At 73.4% G+C, this 25024-nt stretch carries 22 protein-coding genes; 15 read left to right on the top strand and 7 right to left on the bottom strand.

Features of this window, described 5'->3' with window-relative positions; translation table 11 throughout:
• Positions 1-17: 17 nt before the first annotated feature.
• The 4 genes from SM452_RS20115 to SM452_RS20100 all read right to left on the bottom strand — a co-directional run bounded on the left by SM452_RS20115 (position 18) and on the right by SM452_RS20100 (position 3774).
• Positions 18-467 carry a hypothetical protein gene (locus SM452_RS20115; RefSeq protein WP_194798492.1) on the bottom strand — a complete coding sequence of 150 codons (450 nt, stop codon included), beginning with the start codon at positions 465-467 and terminating at the stop codon, positions 18-20.
• Between the two features lie 133 nt (positions 468-600).
• On the bottom strand, positions 601-948 hold the full coding sequence (locus tag SM452_RS20110) for a DUF779 domain-containing protein (RefSeq protein WP_262012457.1): 348 nt from the start codon (positions 946-948) through the stop codon (positions 601-603).
• Entirely contained in the window at positions 948-2453 is a 1506-nt protein-coding gene (gene adh, locus SM452_RS20105) for an aldehyde dehydrogenase (protein WP_463840477.1), read from the bottom strand. The genes SM452_RS20110 and adh overlap by 1 nt, the downstream gene beginning before the upstream one ends.
• 40 nt (positions 2454-2493) lie before the next feature.
• Positions 2494-3774, bottom strand: a complete 1281-nt coding sequence (locus tag SM452_RS20100) for a sigma-54-dependent transcriptional regulator family protein (RefSeq protein ID WP_355506534.1) — start codon at positions 3772-3774, stop codon at positions 2494-2496.
• Positions 3775-4010: 236 nt separating this feature from the next.
• Here SM452_RS20100 and SM452_RS20095 point away from each other — a divergent pair, with 236 nt between their 5' ends.
• From SM452_RS20095 to SM452_RS20070, 6 genes are all read left to right on the top strand, one after another.
• Positions 4011-4676, top strand: a complete 666-nt coding sequence (locus SM452_RS20095; protein WP_091418650.1) for a response regulator transcription factor — start codon at positions 4011-4013, stop codon at positions 4674-4676.
• Complete coding sequence (locus tag SM452_RS20090) at positions 4673-5725, top strand: sensor histidine kinase (protein ID WP_355506528.1); 1053 nt, start codon at positions 4673-4675, stop codon at positions 5723-5725. The genes SM452_RS20095 and SM452_RS20090 overlap by 4 nt, the downstream gene beginning before the upstream one ends.
• Positions 5726-5840: 115 nt before the next feature.
• Entirely contained in the window at positions 5841-7976 is a 2136-nt protein-coding gene (locus SM452_RS20085) for a pyridoxal-phosphate dependent enzyme (protein WP_463840476.1), read from the top strand.
• On the top strand, positions 7973-9106 hold the full coding sequence (locus SM452_RS20080; protein WP_463840475.1) for a D-alanine--D-alanine ligase family protein: 1134 nt from the start codon (positions 7973-7975) through the stop codon (positions 9104-9106). The genes SM452_RS20085 and SM452_RS20080 overlap by 4 nt, the downstream gene beginning before the upstream one ends.
• Positions 9103-9738, top strand: a complete 636-nt coding sequence (locus SM452_RS20075) for a M15 family metallopeptidase (RefSeq protein WP_355506519.1) — start codon at positions 9103-9105, stop codon at positions 9736-9738. Before SM452_RS20080 ends, SM452_RS20075 begins: the two co-directional genes overlap by 4 nt.
• A gap of 75 nt (positions 9739-9813) precedes the next feature.
• Positions 9814-10473, top strand: coding sequence for a septal ring lytic transglycosylase RlpA family protein (locus SM452_RS20070; protein WP_262012450.1), 660 nt, complete (start codon positions 9814-9816; stop codon positions 10471-10473).
• Positions 10474-10540: 67 nt separating this feature from the next.
• Here SM452_RS20070 and gabT read toward each other — a convergent pair whose 3' ends face one another.
• Both gabT and SM452_RS20060 read right to left on the bottom strand, forming a co-directional pair.
• Entirely contained in the window at positions 10541-11812 is a 1272-nt protein-coding gene (gabT, locus tag SM452_RS20065) for a 4-aminobutyrate--2-oxoglutarate transaminase (protein ID WP_463840474.1), read from the bottom strand.
• A gap of 5 nt (positions 11813-11817) precedes the next feature.
• A complete protein-coding gene (locus tag SM452_RS20060; RefSeq protein ID WP_262012448.1) occupies positions 11818-13254 on the bottom strand; it encodes a gamma-aminobutyraldehyde dehydrogenase in 1437 nt (478 codons plus the stop codon).
• A 142-nt stretch (positions 13255-13396) separates the two neighbouring features.
• On the opposite strand from SM452_RS20060, the gene SM452_RS20055 reads away from it, so the two are divergent.
• Positions 13397-14836: an aldehyde dehydrogenase family protein gene (locus tag SM452_RS20055; protein ID WP_463840473.1), complete on the top strand. Its 1440-nt coding sequence runs from the start codon at positions 13397-13399 to the stop codon at positions 14834-14836.
• A 12-nt stretch (positions 14837-14848) separates the two neighbouring features.
• Here SM452_RS20055 and SM452_RS20050 read toward each other — a convergent pair whose 3' ends face one another.
• Positions 14849-16084, bottom strand: a complete 1236-nt coding sequence (locus tag SM452_RS20050; RefSeq protein WP_436798864.1) for an SUKH-3 domain-containing protein — start codon at positions 16082-16084, stop codon at positions 14849-14851.
• Positions 16085-16162: 78 nt separating this feature from the next.
• On the opposite strand from SM452_RS20050, the gene SM452_RS20045 reads away from it, so the two are divergent.
• From SM452_RS20045 to SM452_RS20010, 8 genes are all read left to right on the top strand, one after another.
• Entirely contained in the window at positions 16163-16576 is a 414-nt protein-coding gene (locus SM452_RS20045) for a YbaB/EbfC family nucleoid-associated protein (protein ID WP_135243436.1), read from the top strand.
• A 3-nt stretch (positions 16577-16579) separates the two neighbouring features.
• A complete protein-coding gene (locus tag SM452_RS20040) occupies positions 16580-16936 on the top strand; it encodes a hypothetical protein (protein ID WP_135243437.1) in 357 nt (118 codons plus the stop codon).
• Positions 16937-16960: 24 nt separating this feature from the next.
• Complete coding sequence (locus SM452_RS20035; protein ID WP_463840501.1) at positions 16961-21172, top strand: toxin glutamine deamidase domain-containing protein; 4212 nt, start codon at positions 16961-16963, stop codon at positions 21170-21172.
• Positions 21169-21615: a hypothetical protein gene (locus SM452_RS20030; protein ID WP_463840472.1), complete on the top strand. Its 447-nt coding sequence runs from the start codon at positions 21169-21171 to the stop codon at positions 21613-21615. The genes SM452_RS20035 and SM452_RS20030 overlap by 4 nt, the downstream gene beginning before the upstream one ends.
• Before the next feature lie 17 nt (positions 21616-21632).
• On the top strand, positions 21633-22352 hold the full coding sequence (nfi, locus tag SM452_RS20025; protein ID WP_355506503.1) for a deoxyribonuclease V: 720 nt from the start codon (positions 21633-21635) through the stop codon (positions 22350-22352).
• 105 nt (positions 22353-22457) lie between these two features.
• On the top strand, positions 22458-23405 hold the full coding sequence (locus SM452_RS20020; RefSeq protein WP_463840471.1) for a hypothetical protein: 948 nt from the start codon (positions 22458-22460) through the stop codon (positions 23403-23405).
• A 199-nt stretch (positions 23406-23604) separates the two neighbouring features.
• On the top strand, positions 23605-23811 hold the full coding sequence (locus SM452_RS20015) for a Trm112 family protein (RefSeq protein WP_013284195.1): 207 nt from the start codon (positions 23605-23607) through the stop codon (positions 23809-23811).
• On the top strand, positions 23808-25004 hold the full coding sequence (locus tag SM452_RS20010; protein WP_262012440.1) for an SIS domain-containing protein: 1197 nt from the start codon (positions 23808-23810) through the stop codon (positions 25002-25004). Before SM452_RS20015 ends, SM452_RS20010 begins: the two co-directional genes overlap by 4 nt.
• The last annotated feature ends 20 nt before the right edge of the window (positions 25005-25024 follow it).

Raw genomic sequence — 25024 nt, 5'->3', positions numbered from 1 at the left:
GGAGGCCGCCGACGCGGTCAGGGGTGGGCGCAGCGGGGGCGCAGGCGTACGGGCTCGGTGGTTTCGGTGATCGAGTTGGGCTCGATCACCAGGCGGGCGATCGTCGTTGCCCGGCCGGGACGGAATCTGCCCTGGTCGGCGGGGATGGTTGCGGTCCAGGTGCCGGCGGTGCGCTCGTCGGTGCACGCGCCGATCACGCCGAACCCGAAGCCGGTGACCGAGCCGCGCCGTACCCGCTGGTCGAGGTGCACCTCGATGTACGCGAGGCCGCGCTCCGCGCCGCAGTCGAACCGGCCACCGACCGTGGCGGTGTGCGCCCGCGCGTCGGCCGTGCCGAACCAGTTGACGGAGATGCTGGGGGAGGCCGCCGGGGCGGCGACGGCGGCGCCGGGTGCGAGCCCGAGCGTGGCGGCGGTGGCCAGGGCGGTGAGGCCGGCGGCGAGCACTGGCTGTCGGACCGGGTGCATGGGCGGTCTCCTGTCGGGCGGTGGCGGACGCGACCCGGTAGCGACTCGAGCGGTGGTGGGACGCGTTCTCCGAAGTGGACGGCGTCAGCATCCCACCGCCGCGATGCCCGCGAGCTGCAAGATCTCGGACAGATCAGCGGTTCAGGTGGGACCGGATGAGGAAGCGGACGCCCTCCGGGGCCTCCAGGGAGAAGCCGCTGCCCCGGCCGGGCACCACGTCGACGGTGAGCCGGGTGTGCTGCCACAGCTCCCACTGGGCCTTCGACATCCAGAACTCCACCGGCTCGGGCACGCCGTCGACAGCCAGCGAGGCGAGCAGCACGTCCGAGCCGCCGGTGCGGAACTCACCGGCCGGGTAGCACATGGGAGCGCTGCCGTCGCAGCAGCCGCCGGACTGGTGGAACATCAGCGGGCCGTGCTGCCCCCGCAGCGACCGGATCAGGTCGGCCGCCGCGGGGGTCACTGTCACGGTGTCGCCCATCAGAAGAAGCCCAGCTTCTTCGGCGAGTAGCTGACCAGCAGGTTCTTGGTCTGCTGGTAGTGCTCAAGCATCATCTTGTGGTTCTCCCGGCCGATGCCGGACTGCTTGTAGCCGCCGAACGCGGCGTGCGCCGGGTAGGCGTGGTAGCAGTTCGTCCACACCCGACCGGCCTGGATCGCCCGCCCGGCCCGATACGCGGTGTTCAGGTCCCGGGTCCACACGCCCGCGCCGAGCCCGTACAGCGTGTCGTTGGCGATCTTCACGGCGTCGTCCAGGTCGGCGAAGGAGGTCACCGACACCACCGGGCCGAAGATCTCCTCCTGGAAGATCCGCATCGAGTTGTCGCCCTCGAAGATGGTCAGCTGGACGTAGTAGCCGCCGGACAGCTCGCCGCCGAGGTCGGCGCGCTCGCCGCCGGTGAGGACGCGAGCGCCCTCCTGCCGCCCGATGTCCAGGTAGGACAGGATCTTCTCCAGCTGGTCGTTCGACGCCTGCGCGCCGACCATCGTGTCGGTGTCCAGCGGGTGCCCCTGCTTGACCGCCTTCGTCCGCTCGACGGCGGCGGCGAGGAAGTCGGAGTAGTGGCCCTGCTGGATGAGCGCCCGGGACGGGCAGGTGCACACCTCGCCCTGGTTGAGCGCGAACATGGTGAAGCCTTCCAGGGCCTTGTCCCGGAAGTCGTCGGACGCGGCGCTGACGTCGTCGAAGAAGATGTTCGGGCTCTTGCCACCCAGCTCCAGCGTGACCGGCTTGATGTTCTCGCTGGCGTACTGCATGATCAGCCGCCCGGTGGTGGTCTCGCCGGTGAACGCCACCTTCGCCACCCGCGGCGAGGACGCGAGCGGCTTGCCCGCCTCGACGCCGAAGCCGTTGACCACGTTGAGCACGCCGGGCGGCAGCAGGTCGCCGATCAGCGAGAGCAGGTAGTGGATCGAGGCGGGCGTCTGCTCGGCCGGCTTGAGCACCACCGCGTTGCCGGCGGCGAGTGCCGGGGCGAGCTTCCACACCGCCATGAGGATCGGGAAGTTCCACGGGATGATCTGCCCGACCACGCCCAGCGGCTCGTGGAAGTGGTAGGCCACGGTGTCGTCGTCGATTTCGCCGAGCGAGCCCTCCTGCGCCCGGATCGCCCCGGCGAAGTAGCGGAAGTGGTCGATCGCGAGCGGGATGTCGGCGGCGAGCGTCTCGCGTACCGGCTTGCCGTTCTCCCACGTCTCGGCGATCGCCAGGGACTCCAGGTTGTCCTGCATCCGGTCGGCGATTCGGTTGAGGATCAGCGAGCGTTCGGCGACCGACGTGCGGCCCCACGCGTCGGCCGCGCCGTGCGCCGCGTCGAGCGCCTTCTCCACGTCCTCGGCGGTGCCCCGGGCCACCTCGCAGAAGGTCTGCCCGGTCACCGGCGTCGGGTTCTCGAAGTACTTCCCACCGTGCGGCTTCACGTACTCGCCGCCGATGTAGTGGTCGTAACGGGACTGCCAGTGGGTGGGGGCGTCGTAGCGCGTCATGGGTACCTCCGCCGTCCGTCTGGGGTGGATGGCGGGCAGGCTAGTTTCCGGGACGTTGCAGGAACGTTGCGCGCGGCAGCGCGTACTCCTCGGCGAGCTGGCGGGCCCGCGCGAGCGCGAGTGGCCGGCGGGGCGCGCCCGGCGGCAGGGCCCGGGCCAGGGCCTGCCAGGCGGCCAGGTCGTCGGTCCCGGCCGCCGTCGCGGTCCAGGCCGCGAGCAGCCCCGGGTCGGCGCCGGCCAGCACGGCGGCGCGCAACTGGCCGTCGACCAGGCGGCGCAGTCGCGCGACTCCCGGCGCGTCCGACCCGGGCAGCAGGGGCCCGGGGTACGCGCGCAGCGCCGCCGCCGGATCGCCACGTTCCAGCAGTTCGGTGACGGTACGGAAGTCGGCGCGCACGGCCGGCCGCAGCCGGTACGGGCGGGAGTCGAGCAGTTCCTCGCCGAGCACGCGGCGCAGCCGGGACAGTTCGGCGCGCAGCGTGACCGGGTGCCGCCTGTCGTCGCCGTAGAGCTCGAGGCCGAGCTGTTCCCCGGTTCGTCCCTCGGGATGGTCGACGAGCAGCACCAGCAGTTCGCTGTGCCGCCGGCCGAGCCGGATGCGCCGGCCGCCGACGCGCAGCTCCGCCTCGTCGCGCCCGAGCGCCGACACGTACGCCACGTCCGGCGCGGCGGGCGCGACGCCGGCCAGGAACGCCTCGGCGGCGCGGGCGGTGGCCCGGACCAGCGCGAGGCTCTGCGGGTTGGCCAGGTGGTCCCCGCCGGTGATGTCGACGGCCCCGAGCAGCGCGCCGCTGGCCGGGTCGTGGATCGGCGCGGCGGCGCAGGTCCAGCGCTGCACCGGCCGGACGAAGTGCTCGGTGGCGAAGATCTGCACGCCGTGGTCGACGGCGAGGGCGGTGCCGGGGGCGTTCGTGCCGGCGTGCGCCTCGTCCCAGCGGGCGCCCGGCACGAAGTTCATCCGCTCGGCGTGCCGCAGCACCCCCGGGTGGCCCTCCACCCAGAGCAGCCGGCCGGCGGCGTCGCAGACCGCCATCAGGTGCGCGCCGTCCTGCGCGATGCCGCCGAGCAGGTCGCGGAACAGCGGCATCACCCGGGCCAGCGGGTGCGCGGCGCGGTAGCTCTCCAGCGCGTCGTCGGTGAGGTCGACCGGCGCGGTGGCCTCCGGGTCGAGCAGCGCGGACCGCTCCCACGAACGGGCCACCACCTCCCGGACGCCACCGGTGGTGCCCCTGGCGAGGAACGCCTCGTGGGCGGCACCGATCTGCGCGATCCGCTCCGCCGGATCCGCGCCGAACTCCAGGGCGAGCCACGGGTCAGCCACCAGCGCCTCCTTCCACCCATCGTGACCCACCTCACCCCGGAGCGCCAATGCGTGATCCGAGTCACTTGAGCGGTGCTCGGGCCGCCGGCGGACCGGACGAACGGCCCAGACGGCCCTACGCCGGTTGTCGCAGCGTGGCCCGCGTGGAGGATGGCTGCTGCGGACGCTTACGGAACCCTTAACTCCGGCCTGCGAAGGTGTGCCGGACGACGAGGAAGACACGGGGGAGCGCAACGGTGCGGGTGCTGGTGGCGGACGACGAGCGGCTCTTGGCGGACACGGTCGCCGAGGGGTTGCGACGGTTCTCCATGGCTGTCGACGTCTGCTACGACGGGGACGGCGCGCTGGAACGGATCGGGGTCAACCGGTACGACGTGGCGGTGCTGGACCGGGACATGCCCGGCGCCACCGGCGACGAGGTGTGCCGGAGCCTGGCCGGGTCCGACGCCGGCACCCGCGTGCTGCTGCTCACCGCCGCCGCCGGCATCCGGGACCGGGTCGCCGGCCTCGGGCTGGGCGCCGACGACTACCTGACCAAGCCGTTCGCGTTCGCCGAGCTGGTGGCGCGGGTGCAGGCTCTGGGCCGCCGGTCCACCCCGGCGCTGCCGCCGGTGCTGGAACGGCACGGCGTGGTGCTCGACGTGGCCCGGCACACCGCTACCCGGGACGGCAGCCCGCTCGGGCTGAGCCCGAAGGAGTTCGCCGTCCTGCACGTGCTGATGCGGGCCGGCGGCCGGGTGGTCAGCGCCGAGGAGCTGCTGGAACAGGCGTGGGACGAGTTCGCCGACCCGTTCACCAACGCGGTCCGGGTGACGGTGATGACGCTGCGCAAGAAGCTCGGCCAGCCGTCGGTCATCCACACCGTGCCGAAGGCCGGCTACCGGATCGGCGAGCCGGAGTGAGCCCGCGTCGCCGCATCCTGCTGGTCGGGGTGCTCGCCCTGCTGGCCGGGTTCATGCTGCCCAACCTGGTCAAGTCGCTGCTCGGACTGGTGTGGGGGCGGGCCGAGCAGTTCTGCGGCCTGGCCACGATCGGCGCGGTGTGCGAGCCGGGCCGCCCGTTCGTCCCGCTGCTGCCCACGCTGATCGAACTGCTGGTGCTGGCGGCCATCGGGTTCGCGGTGTGGGGCGCTGCCCGCTGGTGCCTGCGCCCGGTGCACGACCTGGCCGCCCCGATCGCGAACCTGGGGCCGCAGAACCTCGGCTACCGGATCCGGCGCGGCGGCCGGGACGAGCTGGCCGGGCTCGGCCGCGCCATCGACGACATGCTGGACCGGGTCACCGCCGGTTACGAGGGACAGCGACGGTTCGCCGCGAACGCCTCGCACGAACTGCGCACGCCGCTCGCGGTGCAGCGGACTCTGATCGAGGTCGGCATGGCCCAGTCGCTGACCGGCGAGCAACTGGAACTGCTGACCGCACAACTGCTCGCCACGAACGAACGCAACGAGCGGCTGATCGAAGGGCTGCTCGCGCTCAGCGAGAGCGACCAGGGCCTGCGGTCCTCCACCCCGCAACGCCTCGAACAGATCGTCAGCGGCGTGCTCGCCGCGTACGCCGACCGGGCCGCCGAAGCCGGCGTGACGGTCGAGTCCCGGCTGTCGCCCCGGATCGTGACCGGTGAGCGGGTGCTGCTGGAACGCCTTGTCACGAACCTGGTGGAGAACGGCGTCAAGTACAACCGCGAGGGCGGACGGCTCGTCGTCACGGTCGGCGGTGACCCCGCGCTGACCGTCACCAACAGCGGGCAGGCCGTCCCCGCCGAGGCGGTCGACGGGCTGTTCGAACCGTTCCGGCGCCTCGCCCGGGACCGGACCAACCAGGGCGGCGGCGCCGGGCTCGGCCTGGCCATCGCCCGCTCCATCACCCAGGCGCACGGCGGCATCATCGCCGCCCGTCCAGGTGCGGACGGCGGCCTGCGGGTCGACGTCCACCTGCCCCCCGTGGGCTGACCACCCCACACACGACTCCGGGAGCCGCCGTCGCGGCGTCCCGCGATGACACCTGCCCGAGGACGGGACCGGCGCCGCCGCCTCCCACCCGCAGACGGCCGGAGAGGAGACCGCAGTGCCGACCCGTATCGAGGGGAACGCGCCGTCCGACGGCCGGGTGGTCTGGGCCGACGTGGCGAAGGGCGCCTGCATCGTGCTCGTGGTGCTCTGGCACGTCGTCGTCAAGGACTACCTGCGTGTCGACTGGCGGGTCGGCCTGCCGGTGCCGGGCGCGTGGGGGCTGCTCGGCGAGCAGTTGCTGCCGCTGCGGATGCCGTTGTTCTTCGCCATCTCCGGCGTGTTCGCAGCGAACGCGGTGGCCCGCTCGTGGCGGGTGGCCGGGCGGCCCCGGATCGCACGGAACCTCTACCTCTATGCCATCTGGCTGCTCATCCACACCGCGCTGCTGGCGCCGGCGCCCGGATTCCCGACCGACCGGGCCACCGACAGCGGTGAGCTGCTGGCCCAGCTCACCGTGACGCCGTCGAACCTGTGGTACCTGTACGCGCTGGCGCTCTACTTCGCGATCGCGAAGGCGCTGCGCCGGGTCCATCCGGCGGTGCTGCTGGCCGCTGCGGGCGCGCTGTCCGCGGTCGCCGCCACCGGGCTGCTGGACAGCCCCGGCAACCGGGGGCAGGTCTACCAGAATCTGGTGTTCTTCCTGGCCGGGGTGCACCTGAAGCCGTACCTGACGCGGTGGGCGGACGGCACCAGCACCCGCCGGCTCGCCGGCACCGGCCTCGCGTACGCGATCGGGCTGGCCGCCATGGCGCTCGCCGGCGCGCAGAGGTGGCCCGGCGTGTACCTGCTCGTCTCCGTGATCGCTGTGGCGTTCGGGCTGACCGCCGCCGCCCGGCTGGCCCGGCACCGCCTGGCCGGTCCGGCACTGGCCCGGCTCGGCCGCCGCACCCTCCCCGTCTACGTGATCCACATGCCGGTGCTTGCGCTGCTGGACCGGCTCCTCGCCGCACCGGTGGCCGGCCTGCCCGGGCCGGCCCGGGCGCTGCTGGTGACCGTCTACCCGGTCCTGCTCACCGCACTCGTACTGGCACTGAGCCTCGCCGCGCACCGCGGCCTCACCGCGCTCGGCGCGCACTGGCTGTTCGACCTGCCGCGCCGCCGCGCCCACTCGAATCCCGAAGGAGAGACCATGCCCCGAATCGACGCGCCGGTACTGCCGGACCGAACACATGTCGAGGAGGCCGCCCGCGTGCTGTCCGGCCGGGTGGTGCGTACCCCGGTGCTGCACAGCCCGGCGATCGACCGCCTGGCCGGCGCCCGCATCCTGCTCAAGGCGGAGAACCTGCAGGACGGCGGCTCGTACAAGATGCGCGGCGCGATGCTGGCGGTGGGCCGGCTCGCCGCCGCCGGGCACACCGGCGTGGTCGCGCAGAGCACCGGCAACCACGCCGTCGCGGTGGCGCTCGCCGCGCGCCGGCACGGGCTGGCCGCGACCGTCGTGCTGCCGGAGGACGCCGCGCCGGTCAAGGTGGACCGGGCGCGGGCGGCGGGCGCCCGGGTGGTCCGGGCCGGCACCACAGTCGAGGAGCGCCTCGCAGTCGCCCGGCGGATCGCCGAGGTGGAGGGCCACCCGCTCGTCGACGCGTACGACCACCCGGACGTGGTGGCCGGGCAGGGCAGCGCGAGCCTGGAACTGATCGAGGAGGCGGCGCGGCGCGGCACACCGCTGGACGCGCTCGTGGTGCCGGTGGGCGGGGGCGGCGGCATCGCCGGTGCCTGCCTGGCAGCGGCCGGAACGCCGATCGAGGTGTACGGCGTGGAGCCGGTCGGGTGCGACTCGCTCGCGCGCAGCCTGGCCGCCGGACGGCCCACACCCGTCGCCCCGGCGCCGAGCCTGGCCGACGGACTCCGTCCCGGCTGCGTCGGTGACCTGCCGTTCGCGGTGGCCCGCAACCACGTACGCGGGGTGGTCCGGGTCGACGACGACGCGATCGCCGAGGCGTTCCGGCTGCTCCTGCTGGACCTGAAGGTGCTCGTCGAGCCGTCCGGCGCGGCCGCGCTGGCCGGCGCGCTGCGGCTGGGCGAGGTGGCCGGCGCGGGCGGCGTCGTCCGTCCCGGGGACGGGGCGCCGTGGCCGCCCGAGGGCAGGCGGCGGATGACTGTCGGCGTGGTGCTGACCGGCGGAAACGTGGAAGCGGACCTGGTGGCCCGGCTGGCGGGCGACCGGATGACTGTGGGAGTGGCGGCATGAGGGCGACAGTGCGGATCGGTGTCCTGTTCGGAGGCCCGTCGGCGGAACACGAGGTCTCCTGCGCCTCGGCGCTCGGCGTGGCCCGGGCCCTGGCCGAGCAGGGGCACCGGGTGGTGGCGCTCGGAATCACCCGTACCGGCGGGATCCGGCTGCTGCCCGAACCGGTGCTGGCGCAGCACCTCGGCACCGTGGCCGCCGGGCGGGCGATCGACGACCGACTGCCGGTCACCGGCCCGGCGGTCGAGCTGCGACGCGGAACGACAGCCGGCACCGTCGCGGTCGGCGCGGCCGACGCCCCCGCGACTGTGCACGCCGAGCTGGACGTGGTGTTCCCGGTGCTGCACGGCCCGTACGGCGAGGACGGCGTGGTGCAGGGGCTGCTGGAATCGCTGGGCGTGCCGTACGTCGGGTGCGGCATCCTCGCCTCCGCAGTCGGCATGGACAAGGTGGCGATGAAGCGGGCGCTGCGGGCCGAGGACGTGCCGACCACGCCGTACGTCTGGTTCGACGAGCCGACCTGGCGGGCCGCGTCCGACCCGGAGAAGCTGGTGGTCGGGCTGCGCGGGCCGCTGTTCGTCAAGCCGGCCCGGATGGGCTCCTCGATCGGGATCTCCCGGGTCGCAGACGGCGACGACCTGGTGGCCGCCGTGGAGGAGGCGTTCCGGCACGACCACGTGGTGCTCGTCGAGCAGGGCGTGACCGGCCGGGAGCTGGAGTGCGGCGTGCTCGGCGGCTGGCAGCCGGAGGCGTCGGCGGTCGGCGAGGTCCGGGTCGCAGGCGGCTGGTTCGACTACCGGCAGAAGTACTTCGGCGACGCCGACCCGATGATCGTCCCGGCGCCGCTGCCGGACGAGGTCACCGAGCGGATCCGCGAGCTGTCGGTGCGGGCGTTCACCGCGATCGGCGGCTGGGGCCTGGCCCGTGTCGACTTCCTCTACGACGAGGCCACCGGTGACCTGTTCGTCAACGAGCTGAACACGCTGCCCGGCTTCACCGCGCACTCGATGTACCCGAAGGTGTGGGCCGAATCGGGCGTCGCGTACCCCGAGGTGGTGGACCGGCTCGTCGCGCTCGCCTTCACCAGGCACGCGGCCCGGCCGTCGCGCGAACACCCCGGGGGTACGCCGTGATCCTGCTCTCCGACCCCCGGGTCGCCGCGGTGTCCAGCCGCGACGACGGCGAACCCCTGGTGGACCTGCGCGACGTGCCCGGGCTGCGGGTGGACGGGCGGGCCGCCGACCCCGCCGGGGCGTACGCCCGGGTGCGGCGCGGTGTCGCGGACCGGTTGCTGGCCGCGCAGCGTGCGCTGCCGGCCGGGCTGCGCCTGCTCGTGGTCGAGGGATACCGGCCGTACCGGGCGCAGCTCGACATCTTCACCGGCTACCGGGACGAACTGCGGCGGCGCCACCCGGACTGGCCGGCGGACCGGCTGCACCGGGAGACCACCAAGTTCGTCTCGCCGGTCGCTGTGGCCCCGCACAGCACCGGCGGAGCAGTCGACCTCACCCTGTGTGACGCCGACGGGGCGGAGTTGGACATGGGCACCGCGCTCGACGCCACCCCGGAGGAGAGCGCCGACGCCTGCTTCACCGCGGCCCGGCACATCCCGGTCAGCGCGTGGCGCAACCGGAACGTACTGGTGGCGGCGCTGAGCGGTGCGGGGCTGGTGAACTACCCGACGGAGTGGTGGCACTGGTCCTACGGCGACAGGTACTGGGCGCTGATGACCGGAGCGCCGCACACCCGTTACGGTCCGTTGTAGTTCATCAGTCCAGGTGAACGTTCCGGCCCTCCCGTCCGTACCACGCGTCGAACGACAGCGACGACGGGAGAGAACGTGAGGGTGCAGCGCAAGCACGTGCTGGCGGCGACTGTGGCGGTGACCGCCACGGTGGCGGTCTCGGTGGGCACCGGACTCGGTTTCGCGGACACCGCGCCGGCCGCGCGATCGGTCTGCGCCGGGTCGGTGACCTTCTCGGCCGAGGGCGGACCGCCGGCCGCGACGAGCGACAGGTTCCCGGTGGGCACCCGGCTGCGGGTGACGAACCTGGACAACCGCAAGGTGGCCACGGTGACGGTGACCGGGCCGTCCGGGAGCTGCGTGCTGCTGAACGCCGCCGCCATGGACCTGGTACGCGAGCCGGGCAAGAACGTCATCCGCCGCAACGTGGTGGAACGCCTCGACGGCGGCGGCGCCCCGGCGCCCGGCGTGCAGCCGGGTGAGACCCGGCCGGGCGCGGCGCAGCCGATCGGCGGCAGCGTCTGCTCCGGCGCGCTCACGTTCTTCGCCGAGGGCGGGGCGCCGGCCGCCACCAGCGGTCAGTTCCCGCTCGGCACCCGGCTGCGGGTGACGAACCTGGACAACGACAAGGTGGTGACCGTGACGGTGACCGGGCCGTCCGGTAGTTGCGTGCTGCTGAACACGGCGGCCATGGACGCGATCCGGGAACCCGGCAAGAACCTGGTCCGGCGCAACACCGTGGAACTGCTCCGCTGATCCTCCGGGCGGAACACCATGGGCCGGTCCTGGGGGAGATCGGGCCCATGGTGTTCCGCGTCCGGGTTCAGGCGAAGGCGGCCGCCAGGATGTCCAGTCCCCGGCCCAGCTCGTCGTCGGAGATGACGAGCGGAGGCAGGAACCGCAGCACGTTGCCGTAGGTGCCGCAGGTCAGCGTGAGTAGCCCGGCCGCGTGGCAGGCCGCCGAGATCGCCGCCGTGGCGGCCGGGTCCGGGGTCAGCGTGCCCGGCTGCACGATCTCCACGGCGAGCATCGCGCCCCGGCCGCGTACCTCCGCCACGCGCGGGTCACCGGCGGCGATCGCGCGCAGCCGCTCACCCATCACCGCGCCGATCCGGCGCGCGGCGGCGGCCAGATCCAGCTCCCGCATCGTCTCGATCGACGCGAGCGCGGCGGCGCAGGCGATCGGGTTGCCGCCGTACGTGCCGCCGAGACCACCGACGTGCACCGCGTCCATCAGCTCCGCCCGGCCGGTCACCGCCGCCAGCGGCAGGCCGCCCGCGATGCCCTTGGCCAGCGTGACCAGGTCCGGCTCGACGCCCTCGTGCTCGCAGGCGAACCAGTCGCCGGTGCGGCAGAAACCGGTCTGGATCTCGTCGGCGACGAACACCACCCCGGCCGCCGTCGCCCACTCGCGCAGCGCCGGCAGGAAACCCTCAGCGGGTACGACGAAACCACCCTCGCCCTGGATCGGCTCGATCAGCAGCGCGGCCACGTTCTCCGCGCCCACCTGCTTCTCGATCATCTCGATCGACCGGGCCGCCGCGGTGGCGCCGTCGAGCCCGCCGTCGCGCAGCGGGTACGACATCGGCACCCGGTAGACCTCACCGGCGAACGGCCCGAACCGGTGCTTGTACGGCATGTTCTTCGCGGTCAGCGCCATGGTCAGGTTGGTCCGGCCGTGGTACGCGTGGTCGAACACCACCACCGCGGGCCGCCCGGTCGCGTGGCGGGCGATCTTCACCGCGTTCTCCACCGCCTCGGCGCCGGAGTTGAACAGCGCCGAGCGCTTCTCGAAGCCACCCGGGGTGAGCGCGTTGAGCTGCTCGCAGACCGCCACGTACGACTCGTACGGCGCGACCATGAAGCAGGTGTGGGTGAACCGTTCGACCTGCGCGCGTACCGCCTCGACCACGCGCGGCGCGGAGTTGCCCACGTTGGTGACCGCGATGCCGGCCGCGAAGTCGATCCACTCCCGGCCGTCCACGTCGGTGATCGTGCCGCCGCCCGCCCGGTCCACGTACGCGGGGATCGTGCTGCCCACGCCCCGCGCCACCGCCTCGACCCGGCGCTTGTGCAGCTCATCGCTGGTGGTCATGGGGATCAGCCCTCGATGTTGTGCATGACGTGCTTGACCCGGGTGTAGTCCTCCAGGCTGTAGACCGACAGGTCCTTGCCGTGGCCGGAGTGCTTGAAGCCGCCGTGCGGCATCTCCGAGACGAACGGGATGTGCGTGTTCACCCAGACGCAGCCGAAGTCCAGCCGACGCGTCATCCGCATGGCCCGGCCGTGGTCGCGCGTCCACACCGAGGCGGACAGGCCGTAGTCCACGCCGTTGGCCCAGCGCACCGCCTCGTCCTCGTCGGAGAAGCGCTGCACGGTGATGACCGGCCCGAACACCTCGTCCTGGATGATCTCGTCGGTCTGGCGTACGCCCGAGACCACCGTCGGGGCGTAGAAGAAGCCGCGCTCGCCGACCCGGGCGCCGCCGGTGGTGACGTTCGCGTGGTCCGGCAGCCGGTCCACGAAGCCGCTCACCCGGGCGAGCTGGTTGGCGTTGTTCAGCGGACCGTAGAGCACGTCGGCGTCGTCCGGCGCGCCGGTGCGGGTGTTACGGGCCTGCTCGGTCAGCGCGGCCACGAAGTCCTCGTGGATGCCCGGACCGGTGAGCACGCGGGTCGCCGCCGTGCAGTCCTGACCGGCGTTGAAGTAGCCGCCCATCGCGATCGCCTCGGCCGCCGCCGCCACGTCCGCGTCGTCGAAGATCACCACCGGGGCCTTGCCGCCCAGCTCCAGGTGCGTCCGCTTCAGGTCCGGCGCCGCCGCGGCGGCGACCTCCATGCCCGCGCGGGTCGAGCCGGTGATCGACACGAGCTGCGGGGTCGGGTGGGACACCAGCGTACGGCCGGTGTCGCGGTCGCCGCAGACCACGTTGAACACACCAGGGGGCAGGTGCTCGGCGGCGATCTCGGCCAGCAGCAGCGTCGACACCGGCGTGGTGTCCGACGGCTTCAGCACCACCGCGTTACCCGCCGCCAGCGCCGGGGCGATCTTCCAGACCGCCATCATCAGCGGGTAGTTCCAGGGCGTCACCTGGGCGCAGACGCCGATCGGCTCGCGCCGCACGTACGAGGTGTGCCCGGCCATGTACTCACCGGCCGAGCGCCCCTCCAGCAGGCGGGCCGCCCCGGCGAAGAAGCGCAGCTCGTCCACCGCGGGCGGCAGCTCCTCGTCGGCGGTGAGCTGCCGGGGCTTGCCGGTGTTGCGGACCTCCGCGTCGACCAGCTCGGCGGCCCGCGACTCCACCGCGTCGGCGAACTTCAGCAGCGCCCGCTGCCGCTCGGCCGGCGTGGCGTCCCGCCAGGTCTCGAACGCGGCGGAGGCGGCCTTCATCGCCGCGTCCACGTCCGCCGTGCCGGAGACCGGGGCCTGGGCGAAGACCTCGCCGGTGCACGGGTCGATCAGGTCGGCGTAGCCGCCGTCCACCGGGTCGACGTACTCGCCGTTGACGAAGTTGCGCAGCTGCTGCTGGTCGCTCATCAGAAGTCTCCGAGAAGGTGGCCGGGAGGAGGGTCAGCGGAGGTTATCGCAATCTGACTGCCATCTTGGCTACTAAATCCGAGGCAGACAAGGGTTTGAGCAACTGTTTCCGCGTGGGCACCTGTGGTCTAGGCTGCCGGTCGTGGAGCCGAGAGCCTTCTACGTCGCCGGTCGCCCCGCCCACGGCGAGGACGAGCTGACAGTCACCCACCCGTACGACGGACAGCCGGTGGGGCGTACCACGCTCGCCACGGCCGACCAGGTCGAAGCCGCCGTCGCGGGCGCCGCCCGGGTGGCGGCGGAGGCCGCGGCCCTGCCCGCGCACGCCCGCGCTGCGGCCCTGGACCACGTCTCCCGCCGGCTTGCCGAGCGGGCCGACGAGGTCGCCGCGCTGATCACCGCCGAGAACGGCAAGCCGGTCAAATGGGCGAAGGCCGAGGTGGGACGCGCGATCTCCACCTTCCGCTGGGCCGCCGAGGAGGCCCGCCGCTTCTCCGGCGAACTGCAACGACTCGACACCGACCCCGCCGCCACCGGCCGGATCGCCCTGGTCCGGCGCGTGCCGCGCGGCCCGGTGCTCGGCATCACCCCGTTCAACTTCCCGCTCAACCTGGTCGCCCACAAGGTCGCCCCGGCGCTCGCCGTCGGCACCCCGATCGTGGTCAAGCCCGCACCGGCCACCCCGCTCACCGCGCTGCTGCTCGGCGAGATCCTGGCCGAGACCGACCTGCCCGAGGGCATGTTCTCGGTGCTGCCGCTGCCGAACGAGCGCGCCGCCGAACTGGTCACCGACCCGCGGCTGCCGGTGGTGTCGTTCACCGGCTCCGGACCGGTCGGCGCGGCCATCCGCCGGGCCGCCCCGGACAAGCACGTCACGCTGGAACTCGGAGGCAACGCCGCGGCGGTCATCTGCGAGGACTGGGCGGCGGACGAGGACCTGACCTTCGCCGCGCACCGCATCGCCACGTTCTCCAACTACCAGGCCGGGCAGTCGTGCATCGCGGTGCAGCGGGTCTACGTGCACGAATGGCTCTACGACGGCTTCCTGCCCCGGCTCGTCGCGGCGGTGCAGGCGCTGCGCACCGGCGACCCGCGATCCGAGCTGACCGACGTCGGCCCGCTGGTGTCGGTCGAGGCGGCGCAGCGCGTCGAGACCTGGGTGGACGAGGCGGTCGCCGCCGGCGCCGTCATCGAGACCGGCGGGCGGCGCGACGGCGCCACCTACCCGCCCACAGTGCTCAGTGGCGTGCCGGCCGACGCGAAGGTGTGCGCCGAGGAGGTGTTCGGACCGGTGCTGGTGGTCGCTCCGGTCGCGAACGACCGGGCCGCGTTCGCCGCCGTCAACGACTCGGCGTACGGGCTCCAGGCCGGCGTCTTCACCCACCGGCTCGACGTGGCGTTCGACGCCGCCCGCACGCTTGAGGTCGGCGGCGTGATCGTCGGGGACGTGCCGTCGTACCGGGCCGACCAGATGCCGTACGGCGGTATGAAGGGCTCCGGAGTCGGGCGGGAAGGGCTGCGCAGCGCGATGGACGACTACACCGAGCCGCGCGTCACGGTGCTGACCGGCGTGGCCCTCTGATCGCCCGCACGCTCACCAGGTGCCGTCGTCGCGGACCCGGGCGGGGGCGCGGCCGAGCAGCAGGGTGGTGAGGGCGGCGTCGATGTCGGCGCCGAGGAACCACTCGCCGGCCTGGTCGAGGGCGAAGACGCGGCCGTGCTCGTCGACCGCGAGGATGCTCTCCTGACGCTCGCTGCCGAGCGGGAACAGACGGGCGCCCAGGACGGCGGCGAAGTCGGCGAGGGAGTCCGCGGTGTGCGCCACCTTCCGTGGTCGCACCTCGAAGCGCGAGATCCAGACCGCTTCACCGGGGCCCTGGCGCGCGGTGACCAGCCCGGGAAAGGCCGTGAGCGTCGCCAGCGCGGCCGGGAAGGTCGCGTGGGCGTGCTGCGCGCCCCGGACCTCGCTGACCTTGCGGACCGAGGTGGCGGCGGACACCTCGTCGCCGAAGTGCGGCCGCCAACCGGCGATCACGAGCGCGTTCGCCACCTCGGCGGGAAACCGGCCGGGCTCGGGAGGCGTCTGGGGCTCGGACTGCCACTCCTCGGCGAGGGCCAGCTCCGGCCAGGGCAGCACGTTGACGTGCACGAGGAACCTGATGCACGACTCGCAGCGCAACTCGGCCGGGCCGCCCGAGGGGTCGCCGGGTTCGCGGACGCGGAAGCTCTCGATCCGGCTGCTGCCGAGCAGGTCGCGCGTGTCCTCGATGGACAGCGGCGGCAGACCTTCGGCGGCGCGACGGTGGTCGTGCTCGTAGAGCGCGTCCGAGACGACGATCATCTCGGCGTGCCGCTCCCCGCCGCGTACCAGTTGCCCCGCGGGTAGTTCGTCCAGATAGGACTGCACCAGCGGGTGGTGGCGTACCTCGATCTCGCCCTTCGCGCCTTGCGCGACGTGCTGCCGGCCGTCGACGGTGAGGTGCGCCGCCGCGCCGGGCGTGGGCAGGCGGGTCAGCTCACGCAGCAGTTGGGCGGCCGGATCGACGGTACGCGGCGGGCGCGGTTCGGCCGGACGTCGCTGCCGGTACATCCGCTCGACCGCCGCGGCCGGCACCCGCGGCCACGTGGACACCTCGCCGGTCTCCTTGTCGATGACAGTGGTCGGCAGGTCGCCGGGGAGCGCCCGGGCCTCGGTGGACACGATGGAACTCACCACGTAGCCCAGGTCGAACTCCTCGACCTCCGGCGTGCAGGGAAAACCGAGGCGGTCGGAGTCCCGCCGGGCCCACACCGAGGCGATCTGCTCGGCCTGCTGTCGCTCGATCACCACCTGAAATTACCGGACCCCACGGATTTCGTGGCACCCGGTATGGTCGGCCCTACCCACGGTGACGGAAGGGGAGCGACGGTGGCCGAGAGTGCGGACCGGGATGCGAACCGTGCACTACGAGCGCGATTCGACGAGGTGTACGGCCAATACCAGCGCTTGCGGTCCGGTCTGGACGAACTCCAGACCAAGCTGGCCGACCTGCGGGTCACCGAACGCTCCGACGACGGTCAGGTGACCGCGATCGTCGGCGCGCGAGGCGAGCTGATCAGCGTCGAGGTGAGCCCGGCGGCGTTCCACGACCGGGACGCCCGGGCGCTGAGCCGGAAGATCACCGAAACCGTGCTGCGTGCCTCCACCGCGGCTACCACCGCCACCCGCGAGCTTGTCGCCGGCTACCTGCCGCCGGGCTCGCCGTCGGTCGAGTTCCTGCGCACCCACGACTTCGGCGCGCTGCTCGGCCGGGCCGACTCCGTGCTGGCCCGCGGCGAGTGACAGGTGGCCGGGGGAGAGATCTGGCTGGACCCGGACCGGGCCCGCCGCGGCGGCGCCGACCTGGCGCTGTCAGGGCGGGCGGTGAGTGCGGCCCGGCGGGAGACCGGCGAGCCGATCGCCGCCGCGAGCGCCCAGCGGCCCTGGGGCCGCGACGACATCGGCGCCGCGTTCGACAAGCACTACCAGGGCTACGCCGAGACGCTGCTGCGCGCGTGGGAGCTTCTCGGCCGGTCACTGGAGGTGCTCGGGTCGGACGTCGTCCGCTCGGTCACGGCCACAGTGGAGACGGACCTCAGCAACGCCCGTGACCTCGGGACGATCCCGCAGCAAGGGCACAACCCCCATCGGCCCCGGCGCTGACCACCGGAGGACCCGCGCGTGAGCATGCTGCCCAGCCCGATCCCGCACCCGCTCGACTTCTGCCCGTGGGACCTGCCCGGCTGGATCTACGAGGCGCTCGACTGGGTGGTCGGCGTCGAATGGCCGGAGGGCGACGAGCGCGCCGTCTGGGACCTGGCCGACCAGTGGTACGGCGTGGCAGGCGTCGTGACCCGTCCGCGCGACGACGCGATCACCGCCGCCGGCGAGGTGAAGAGCGGGTACGGGGGAGTCGGCCTGGTCGCCGGCGCGTTCGACACGGCGTGGCACAAGCTCGCCGAAGGTGAGGACGCGCCGCTGCACGTCCTGGTCGCGGCGACCGATGAGCTGGCGCGTCTGGTCGACTCCTGCGGCTGCGACATCGAGGGCGCGAAGCTGGAAGCCTGGATCGAGCTGGGCATCCTGGTCATCGAGTTGCTGTCCCTGGCCGTCGCGACGGTGCTCACCCTGGGCGCCGCCTCACCGGCGGCGGCCGCCGCGATCACCGCCACGCGGGTCGTGGTGCAGCAGATCTTCAAGCGGCTGGTGGCTCAGCTCGCCCGCAAGGCGGTCAAGCAGGGCCTCAAGGAGGCGGGCGAACGGGCCGCGAAAGAGGCGGCCAAGTCCGGTGCCCGCAAGCTGGCCCGCCGGGCCGCGATCGGCGGTCTGCTGGAGGCCGGTCAGGAAGCGGGCACAAGCCTCGGCACGCAGGCGTACCAGAACTCCACCGGCCGGAGGGACGGCCTCGACCTGACCGACGTGAGCACGTCGGCTCTCGGCGGATTCGCCGGCGGTGCGGTCGCGCCGCTGGCCGGGCTGGGCCGGCACGCCAACGGGCCGTTCGCGGAGATCGCCGAGCGGTTCGGGCGGGAGATGGGCGGGGAGACGCTCGCCGAGACCGCTGCGGGTCTGGCGACCGGCCAAGGGCCGTCGCTGGAGGATCTGGCGCGCGCCGCCGCCTCCGGCGCAAGCGGGTCCGCCACGAACCAGGCGGACTCGGCACTGCAACGCCGCCTCGACGGGCAGCTGAGCGGGTTGACGGTGTCCCCGGTCGGCCTGGACGTGCCGGTCGCCGCCGATCCCGTCGGGCTGATCCCGGCCCAGCGGGTCGCCGAGCCGATCGTCCAGGGCAGCGGCACGATCGCCGGCGCCGTTCCCGCGACACCCTCACACGTCACGCCCCAAGCCGCCGGTCCGCACCCGCTCGCCGTGGACCTGCCCCGCCCGGCGCCGGATCCCACGACGCCGCCGCACAGCGATGTCGTCCCGCACGACGAGGCACGTCCGGCGGTCACCACGAGCCCCACGTTGTCCTCGGTGATCACGGACGCGCCCGTCGCCACGCCCCCGCCGATCGCGTCCGGAGTCCACAACGGCGTAGGTCCGGTGACGGCGCCGATCGACAACGCCCCGCCACCGTCGACCCCCGTACAGGCGGGAGCGGCACCGGCCACGCTCTCCCCGTCCACCACTGACCATGCGCATGTGGCGGCGCCGCCGTTGTCGGACCGGACCGGCCCCGGCCATGGACCTTCGATGCCGGTGTCCACGCCGTCACCGCAACCGCATGCGGCACCGTTCCCAGGCCTGCCCGGCCCGGATCCGCGCCCGATTCCGAACCCCCGCTTCCCCCTGCTGGAGTCCCTGGCACCGCCCCGGCCGTCCGCGGACTTTCCAGGTCCCGACCCGAGCCGGCTCGACCCACCGCCTCCCGACCTGCGAACGATCCGCGAGCGCGCCGCACGGCTGGTAGCCGACAGGGAGTCGTTCGACAGACGCCGCTACCACGGTCACCTGCAGTCCCAGCGGACCTGGTTCGAGGACCGTCGACGTGAGACCAGAGCCGACTGGCTGCATGAGCGCGCCACGTACCACGAGGAACGGGCCAGTGACTGGGCCGCGCAGGCCGTGGAGCTGCGACGAGCCGGCCGGACCTTGGCGGCCGAACGATGGCACCGGGAGTCGCACGAGGCCGCCCTGGAGGCAGCCGACCTGCGCGAGGAGGCGCGGCACGTCCTGGCCGGCAGGCTCGTTCCGCAGGAGGTGATGGTCGAGGACGACCTCGACTTCTACCGCATCAACGACGACGTGGCGGACCTGGCCGTCGGCGCGGTGGAGACGGCCGACCACTCCGCGCTCACCGGTCACGGGCACCCCGAGCCGATCGACAGGTCCCGGCCCTACGGCCGCCGGGGAGGGCTCCGGCCTCCGCTGGCGCTGCACCAGACCGACCTCGAACGGCAGATGCCCCGCAACCCCGACGGCAGCGTGACCCGTACCGCCGATCCCCGGCGCGGCAGATGGTTCCGCCTCGCGAACGACGGCGGACCGGCGGCCGACGCGACCCGGGGGATCAACTGCCTCGACTGCACGCTGTCGCTGTTCGAGACCTGGGTTCACGGACGGCCGCGCGTCGCGGCGCCGCGTACGTTCGACGGCTACCTGAACGGCGACGTGAACCGGCCGGTGGGCGGGGAGGCGGACGGACCGCTTCGCGTCGAGCAGACGACCGGCGGCCGGTTCCAGAACCTCTGCCCGCCGGACCGGCCCGGTGTCACCGGCCGGGAGCGGCAGCTGTTGGTGGACGGCGGTTACCGGGACCTGTACGCGCAGCTGGCGTCGGGCGGCCACGGCAGTTACGCGTTCCTCATCACCAGCTTCGAGGGCGGCGGATCGCACGCGTGGGTGGCGTTGAACCAGAACGGCACGATCCTCTTCCTCGACCCGCAGACGGGCGAGGTGGCGGACCGGCCGATCTACCACCACAGCGGCCGTCCGGCCCGCGGCAACGTGGTCGGCGTCGACGCTCTGGTGCTCGGCCCGGACGGCCGGCCGATGCCGCTCGTCGGCCGCCCACCCGGCACCTACAACGTCCTGCCCGAGCCGCTGCCCCGCCCGGCGCCGCCACGGCCGCCGGCCCCGCCGCCGATCGCCGACGGACCCGTCCCGGACTTCAACCACGTCCACCTGCTCGGCGAGTCCACGACCATCCACCGCCGCGCCGACGGACCGATGCCGGGCGGCGCGCCGCCCGTCGAGCCGGAACCCGACCGGGTACGCGAGGATCACCGGCGGGCACACGCCGACCGGATCGCGGCCGGGCTCTACGTGCGCGACGCGCTGGCGGAGAGCGGGAACCTCGACGCCGCCTTCGCCGCCGGCGTGACGCCCGTCGAGTTGGCCCAGCACGCCGACGTGTCGACGTTGCGCCGGCTCGTACCGGGGCTGGACGAGAGCGGTGCGGCCGACCTCACCCGCTTGTTCGCCGACCCGCGCGTGCAGCGGATGCTCGACCAGAGCTGGGAGGCGCCGCCGCGACGCGAGGAGTTGCTGGCCGAGAGGTTGGTGCGGCAGCTCGCTGAGCGGCCCGACCTGGTCCGGATGATCCTGGCGACACCGGAACTCGCCAACTCGCTCACCGCCCGGCCGCTGACCCTGCATCACCTGGCCAGCCACCAGCAGGCCATCGACGTGTTGAATGACGTGCTGGTGGAGATACGACACCGCGGCCCCGAGGCCGCTGCCATGGCACCCACACCTTCGATCGAGCCGACCCCGCTAAGTCTGCACCAGATACAGGTGAGCAGTCGCTTCGACGGCGAACGCCCGGTGGCTGTCCAGCCGAGCTTTGACAAATCACGCTCCGGCGATCTCGCGTATCGCAAGCAGTATCTGGATCACCTGTACCAGGAGGCGGTGACCGCTCAGCGCGAACTTGACTCGCTAGGGCGTGAGCTGGCCGGTCTGTCGGCAAACGGGGCAGAGTACAAGCCACGACCCGGACCGAAGGATCGCGTTCGAGCTGAGGACAAGATCGAACGGAATGGCGGCAACGCTGCTCGCCTCCGCGACCTTGCTGCAGGGAGGGTCGCCTACCAGACGCTTGACGACCTGTATGCCGGGCTGGCCGAACTGAGCAACAACCCTCGTTTCCAGGTGGCGGAATTCAGCGATCGCTTTCGGGAGCCTCAGGACAGCGGATACCGAGATATTCAGTTCATGGTGCAGACCTCGACTGGGCACATCGGTGAGTTCCGTCTTCATCTGGCGGCGCTTGATGCGGTGGCGGAGTGGGAGCACTCGTTGTTTGAAGTCTGGCGTGACCTGGAGGCAGTTCCCAGGAGCGAGACCCGTAGCCTGTCTGCCACGGAGGTAGCGATCCGGAAGGGCATCGTCCGTCGGCAGCGTGAATACTTCTGGGCCGCGCTTCAAACGACCTTGAACGGTGAGCGGCAGTGACGGATGCAGTGGCTGGACTCGGCCTCGCGGGCTACTACGACTACTACGACAATCCGGTGAAATTCGTTCCGACGGCCGACGGCGGCCTGGCCGCGTGGCGGCTCGACCGAACCACGGGCGGCTGGCGACCCGCGAACGACATCATCGACGAGATCCTCTTCGCCAGGGAGCAGGAAATTTTTGTGCTCTCGCCTGAGCGGTTCGTGCAGCGGGTCGAAGAAGAGCGCGGGCTGAGCTTGAGCGGAGAGGGGCCGGTCTTTGCGCTCTACGAGACGGTCCGGGCGCTCGAGGCTCCCGCCGTCGCGGAGAGACGACCGTTCACCGCGGAGGAAGCCGCGCTGATCAAGGGGATCCGGCGGCGGACCTTCGTGATGTTCGAGGAGCAGCTCCAGCAGGCCGGTGACGCCGCCGCCGACCCCACCATCGCCTCCATCGCCTCCTGACAGCGACCGGGAACGCCATGCCCTCCACCGACGGCCCACCCGTGCCCTACGTGCCGCCCGCCGACGTGGCGGAGGCGCGACGCGTACAGGAGGAGTTGCGGTCCCGGGTGGACCTGGTCGGGCCCGGTCCTGCCGCGCCCGCGACGGTGGCCGGCTTGGACGTGGCGTACGCGCAGGACGGTGACCTGCTCGCGGCGGCCGTCACGGTCCTCGACGGGGCTACCCTCGACGTGGTGGACGAGGCGGTGTGCGTGGGGCGGCCCGCCTTCCCGTACGTGCCGGGGCTGTTCGCGTTCCGCGAGATGCCGGCGCTGCTCGCCGCGCTGGACCGGCTCACGGTCCGTCCCGAGCTGCTGGTCTGTGACGGGCACGGCCTGGCGCACCCGCGCCGGTTCGGGCTGGCCTGCCACGTGGGCCTGGTGACCGGGCTGCCGACGATCGGGGTGGGCAAGACGCCGCTCGTCGGCTCGTGGACGGGTCCCGGTCCCGAGCGTGGGGACAGCGCCGACCTGTGCGACGGCGGCGAGGTGGTCGGGCGGGTACTGCGGACTCAGGACGGTGTCCGGCCGGTCTTCGTGAGCGTCGGGCACCGGATGGGGTTGGACGACGCGGTGGAGCGGGTACTGGCTCTGACGCCCCGGTACCGGCTGCCGGAGACCACCCGGACGGCCGACCGGCTGTGCCGGCGGGCGCTCGCCGATGCAGGCGCGTCGGGCGGTGACCTGGGCGGGCGGTGATCGCGTGGCGCTGCACACATGTGGCGTGCTCGATGCGCGGGTGCCCGGAGGGGCCGGTAGTAACCTGACCGGCGGATCCGGTCCGGACGCAACGGTGAGGTGGAGATGTCGGCAGGGCGGCACGCGGCGCGGTGGGCCATGGTCGGCGCGCTGCTGGGCGGCCTGATCGCCGTCCCGGCGTCACCGGCGTCGGCCCGGGACGACCGGGTGGGACTGCGCGCGGCGAAGAGCTTCACCGCCGGTGGGCCGCCCGGAACGGTGGCGGTCGAGGTGCGCAAGCGGACGGACGGCTGCGTGCAGTTGCGTACCGCTGTCGGGCTCCGGCTGGAGGGCCTGCGGGCCGACCGGGTCCGGGTGCAGGTGGCGTCCGGCGGCCGATGGGTGCCGGTGCAGGTCTCCGGGGACGGCGGCGCCGTCGCCACCGCCGCGGTGGCGCCGGTCGACCGGCCGCTGTGCAAGGGCAAGGGCGTCACCGTGCGTTACCGGGTGTCCTTCCTGGCCGGGACCGTCGGCGGCCGGCTGGAGCTGGCCGGTGAGGCGAGCGCCGCGAACGGCGACGTGCTCGGCCGGGCCGGCGGGTCGGCCCGGCTGGTGGGCGCGGCGACGCCGAGCCCCACCCCGTCCCGTAAGCCCTCGCCGACGCCCAGCGCGAGCGAGACCACGGCGGCCGAGGCGACCGACACGTCGCCGGTCGCCGCCGCCGTCGCCCCGGCCACCGCCGCGGCCGACGACTCGTCGTTCGGAGGTTCCATGATCATGTGGTTCGGTATCGGGCTGGTGCTGGTCGGCGCCGCCCTCATCGTCCTGCTGCTGCGCCGCAACCGCGCCGACCGCAGCGGTGACGGCGCGGATGCCGGCCTCCCGCCGGTCCCGCTGCCGCGCAGCACCACCACCTACCGCTCCGGCACGCCCGGGCCGGCCCCCACGGTGTACGGGGGCGCGACGCCGACCCGCCCGGCCGGCAACGTGTACGGCGCGCCCGCGTCCGCCCCGACGCCACCGGCCCCGCCCGCCGGGGACGCGACGAGCGTCTTGCCCCGCTTGCCGGACTGAGCCGGAACCCGACCCGCTCCCGGGGTTACCGTGACGGTGGGTGGTCATGCCGTGACCCGGTAGCCGCCACCTGCCCGACCGGAGGACGGAACACCGGGGCCGAACGGGGCCCGGTGCCGGGGCCGCTCGGCCGATAAGATCGCGTGCGCCGATCGGCACCGCCGACCGGTGAGACCGCATACGTGGAAGGAGCCGCGCCGTGGCCCTGGACCCGCAGTTGCTCGACATCCTCGCCTGCCCGGACACGCACCACGCCCCGCTCGACTACGACGCGCAGGCGCAGACGCTCACCTGCACCGAGTGCGGTCGCATCTTCGAGGTCCGGGACGACGTCCCGGTGCTCCTGCTGGACGAGGCGCGTGGTGGACCCGCCGCCGACGACGCGCGGGGCGGGTCGTCGCGGTGATGGAGGGTACGGCCGGGGTCAGCGGCCACCGGCACGCGGACGAGGCCCTGCTGGACGACGCGGCGCAGCTCTCCGAGCGGGATCCGGGCGGCATGCTCCGGTTCACCGCGTCCGCCGGCGCCCAGGTGCGCGAGTCGGCGGCGCTGGCCGCCGAGGCGAACCTGACGGTGCTCGCCGACGACGGACGACCCCGCGCGGTGGTCATCGCCGGCATCGGCACCGCCGGGCGTACCGGTGACGTGCTGGCCACCGTCGCCGGGCCGCGCTGCCCGGTGCCGGTCATTCCGCACCGCAGCGCCGGCGTGCCGGGCTGGGTGGGCGCGGCGGACGTGGTCATCGCGGTGAGCGCGTCCGGTCGCAGCCCGGAGGCGCTGGGCGCGGCCGAGGCGGCGCACCGGCGCGGCGCCCGGCTGGTCGCCGTCGGCGCGCCCGACTCGCAGCTCCAGTCCGTGGCGGAGCGGGCGCGGGCGCCGTTCATCCCGGTGCCCCGGCGCGCGCCGGCCCGGGCCAGCCTCTGGGCGCTCACCGTGCCGGTTCTGCTGGCCGCCCGTACCCTCGGGCTCGTGAAGGTCAACGAGGCGGATCTGGCCGAGACGGCGGCCCGGCTGGACGCCGACGCCGATCGATGCCGGCCGACCGCCGAGTCCTTCGTCAACCCGGCGAAGTCGCTGGCGCTGGGGCTGTCCGGTTCGATCCCGATCGTGTGGGGTTCGTCCCCGCTGGCCACCGTGGCCGCCCGGCGGTTCGGTGACACGCTGTCCGCCAACGCCCGCTACCCGGTGGTCGCCGGTGCGCTGGGCGAGGCGGGCCGGGGCCGCGTCGGCCTGCTCGACGGGGTGTTCGGCGGCCTGGCCGAGGGCGAGCGGGACATCTTCGCCGACCCGGGCGACGACGAGCCCGACGGCACCCGGCTGCGGCTGGTGCTGCTGCGCGACGGCGGGCTCAACGCCGACGACGACACCGACGAGCCGCTGGCGGTCGAGGAGCGCCGCGCGGACGCGGTGCAGACGCTCGCCGAGCGGCGCGGCGTGCGCTGCGACGTGGTGACCGCCGAGGGCGGCTCCGCGCTGGAGCGGCTCGCGTCGCTGGTGGCGGTCCCCGACTTCGCCTCGATCTACCTCGCCCTGGCACACGGGCTGGACCCGATGGCGGTACCGGCCATCACGGAGATGAAGGAGCTGGCTAACCAGTGAGCACACGGGGCATCGAGCGA

This window comes from Micromonospora sp. SYSU B005 (genome assembly GCF_055362685.1).
The sequence above is the reverse complement of the archived record's forward strand: the minus strand, read 5'-3'. Positions and strand labels throughout refer to the sequence as shown.

Bases quoted from the DNA above. Each gene is read 5' to 3' on its own strand.
- SM452_RS20115 (WP_194798492.1), bottom strand. From the start codon at position 467: ATGCACCCGGTCCGACAGCCAGTGCTCGCCGCCGGCCTCACCGCCCTG.
- SM452_RS20110 (WP_262012457.1), bottom strand. From the start codon at position 948: ATGGGCGACACCGTGACAGTGACCCCCGCGGCGGCCGACCTGATCCGG.
- adh (WP_463840477.1), bottom strand. From the start codon at position 2,453: ATGACGCGCTACGACGCCCCCACCCACTGGCAGTCCCGTTACGACCAC.
- SM452_RS20080 (WP_463840475.1), top strand. From the start codon at position 7,973: ATGAGGGCGACAGTGCGGATCGGTGTCCTGTTCGGAGGCCCGTCGGCG.
- gabT (WP_463840474.1), bottom strand. From the start codon at position 11,812: ATGACCACCAGCGATGAGCTGCACAAGCGCCGGGTCGAGGCGGTGGCG.
- SM452_RS20060 (WP_262012448.1), bottom strand. From the start codon at position 13,254: ATGAGCGACCAGCAGCAGCTGCGCAACTTCGTCAACGGCGAGTACGTC.
- SM452_RS20035 (WP_463840501.1), top strand. From the start codon at position 16,961: ATGCTGCCCAGCCCGATCCCGCACCCGCTCGACTTCTGCCCGTGGGAC.
- nfi (WP_355506503.1), top strand. From the start codon at position 21,633: ATGCCCTCCACCGACGGCCCACCCGTGCCCTACGTGCCGCCCGCCGAC.
- SM452_RS20020 (WP_463840471.1), top strand. From the start codon at position 22,458: ATGTCGGCAGGGCGGCACGCGGCGCGGTGGGCCATGGTCGGCGCGCTG.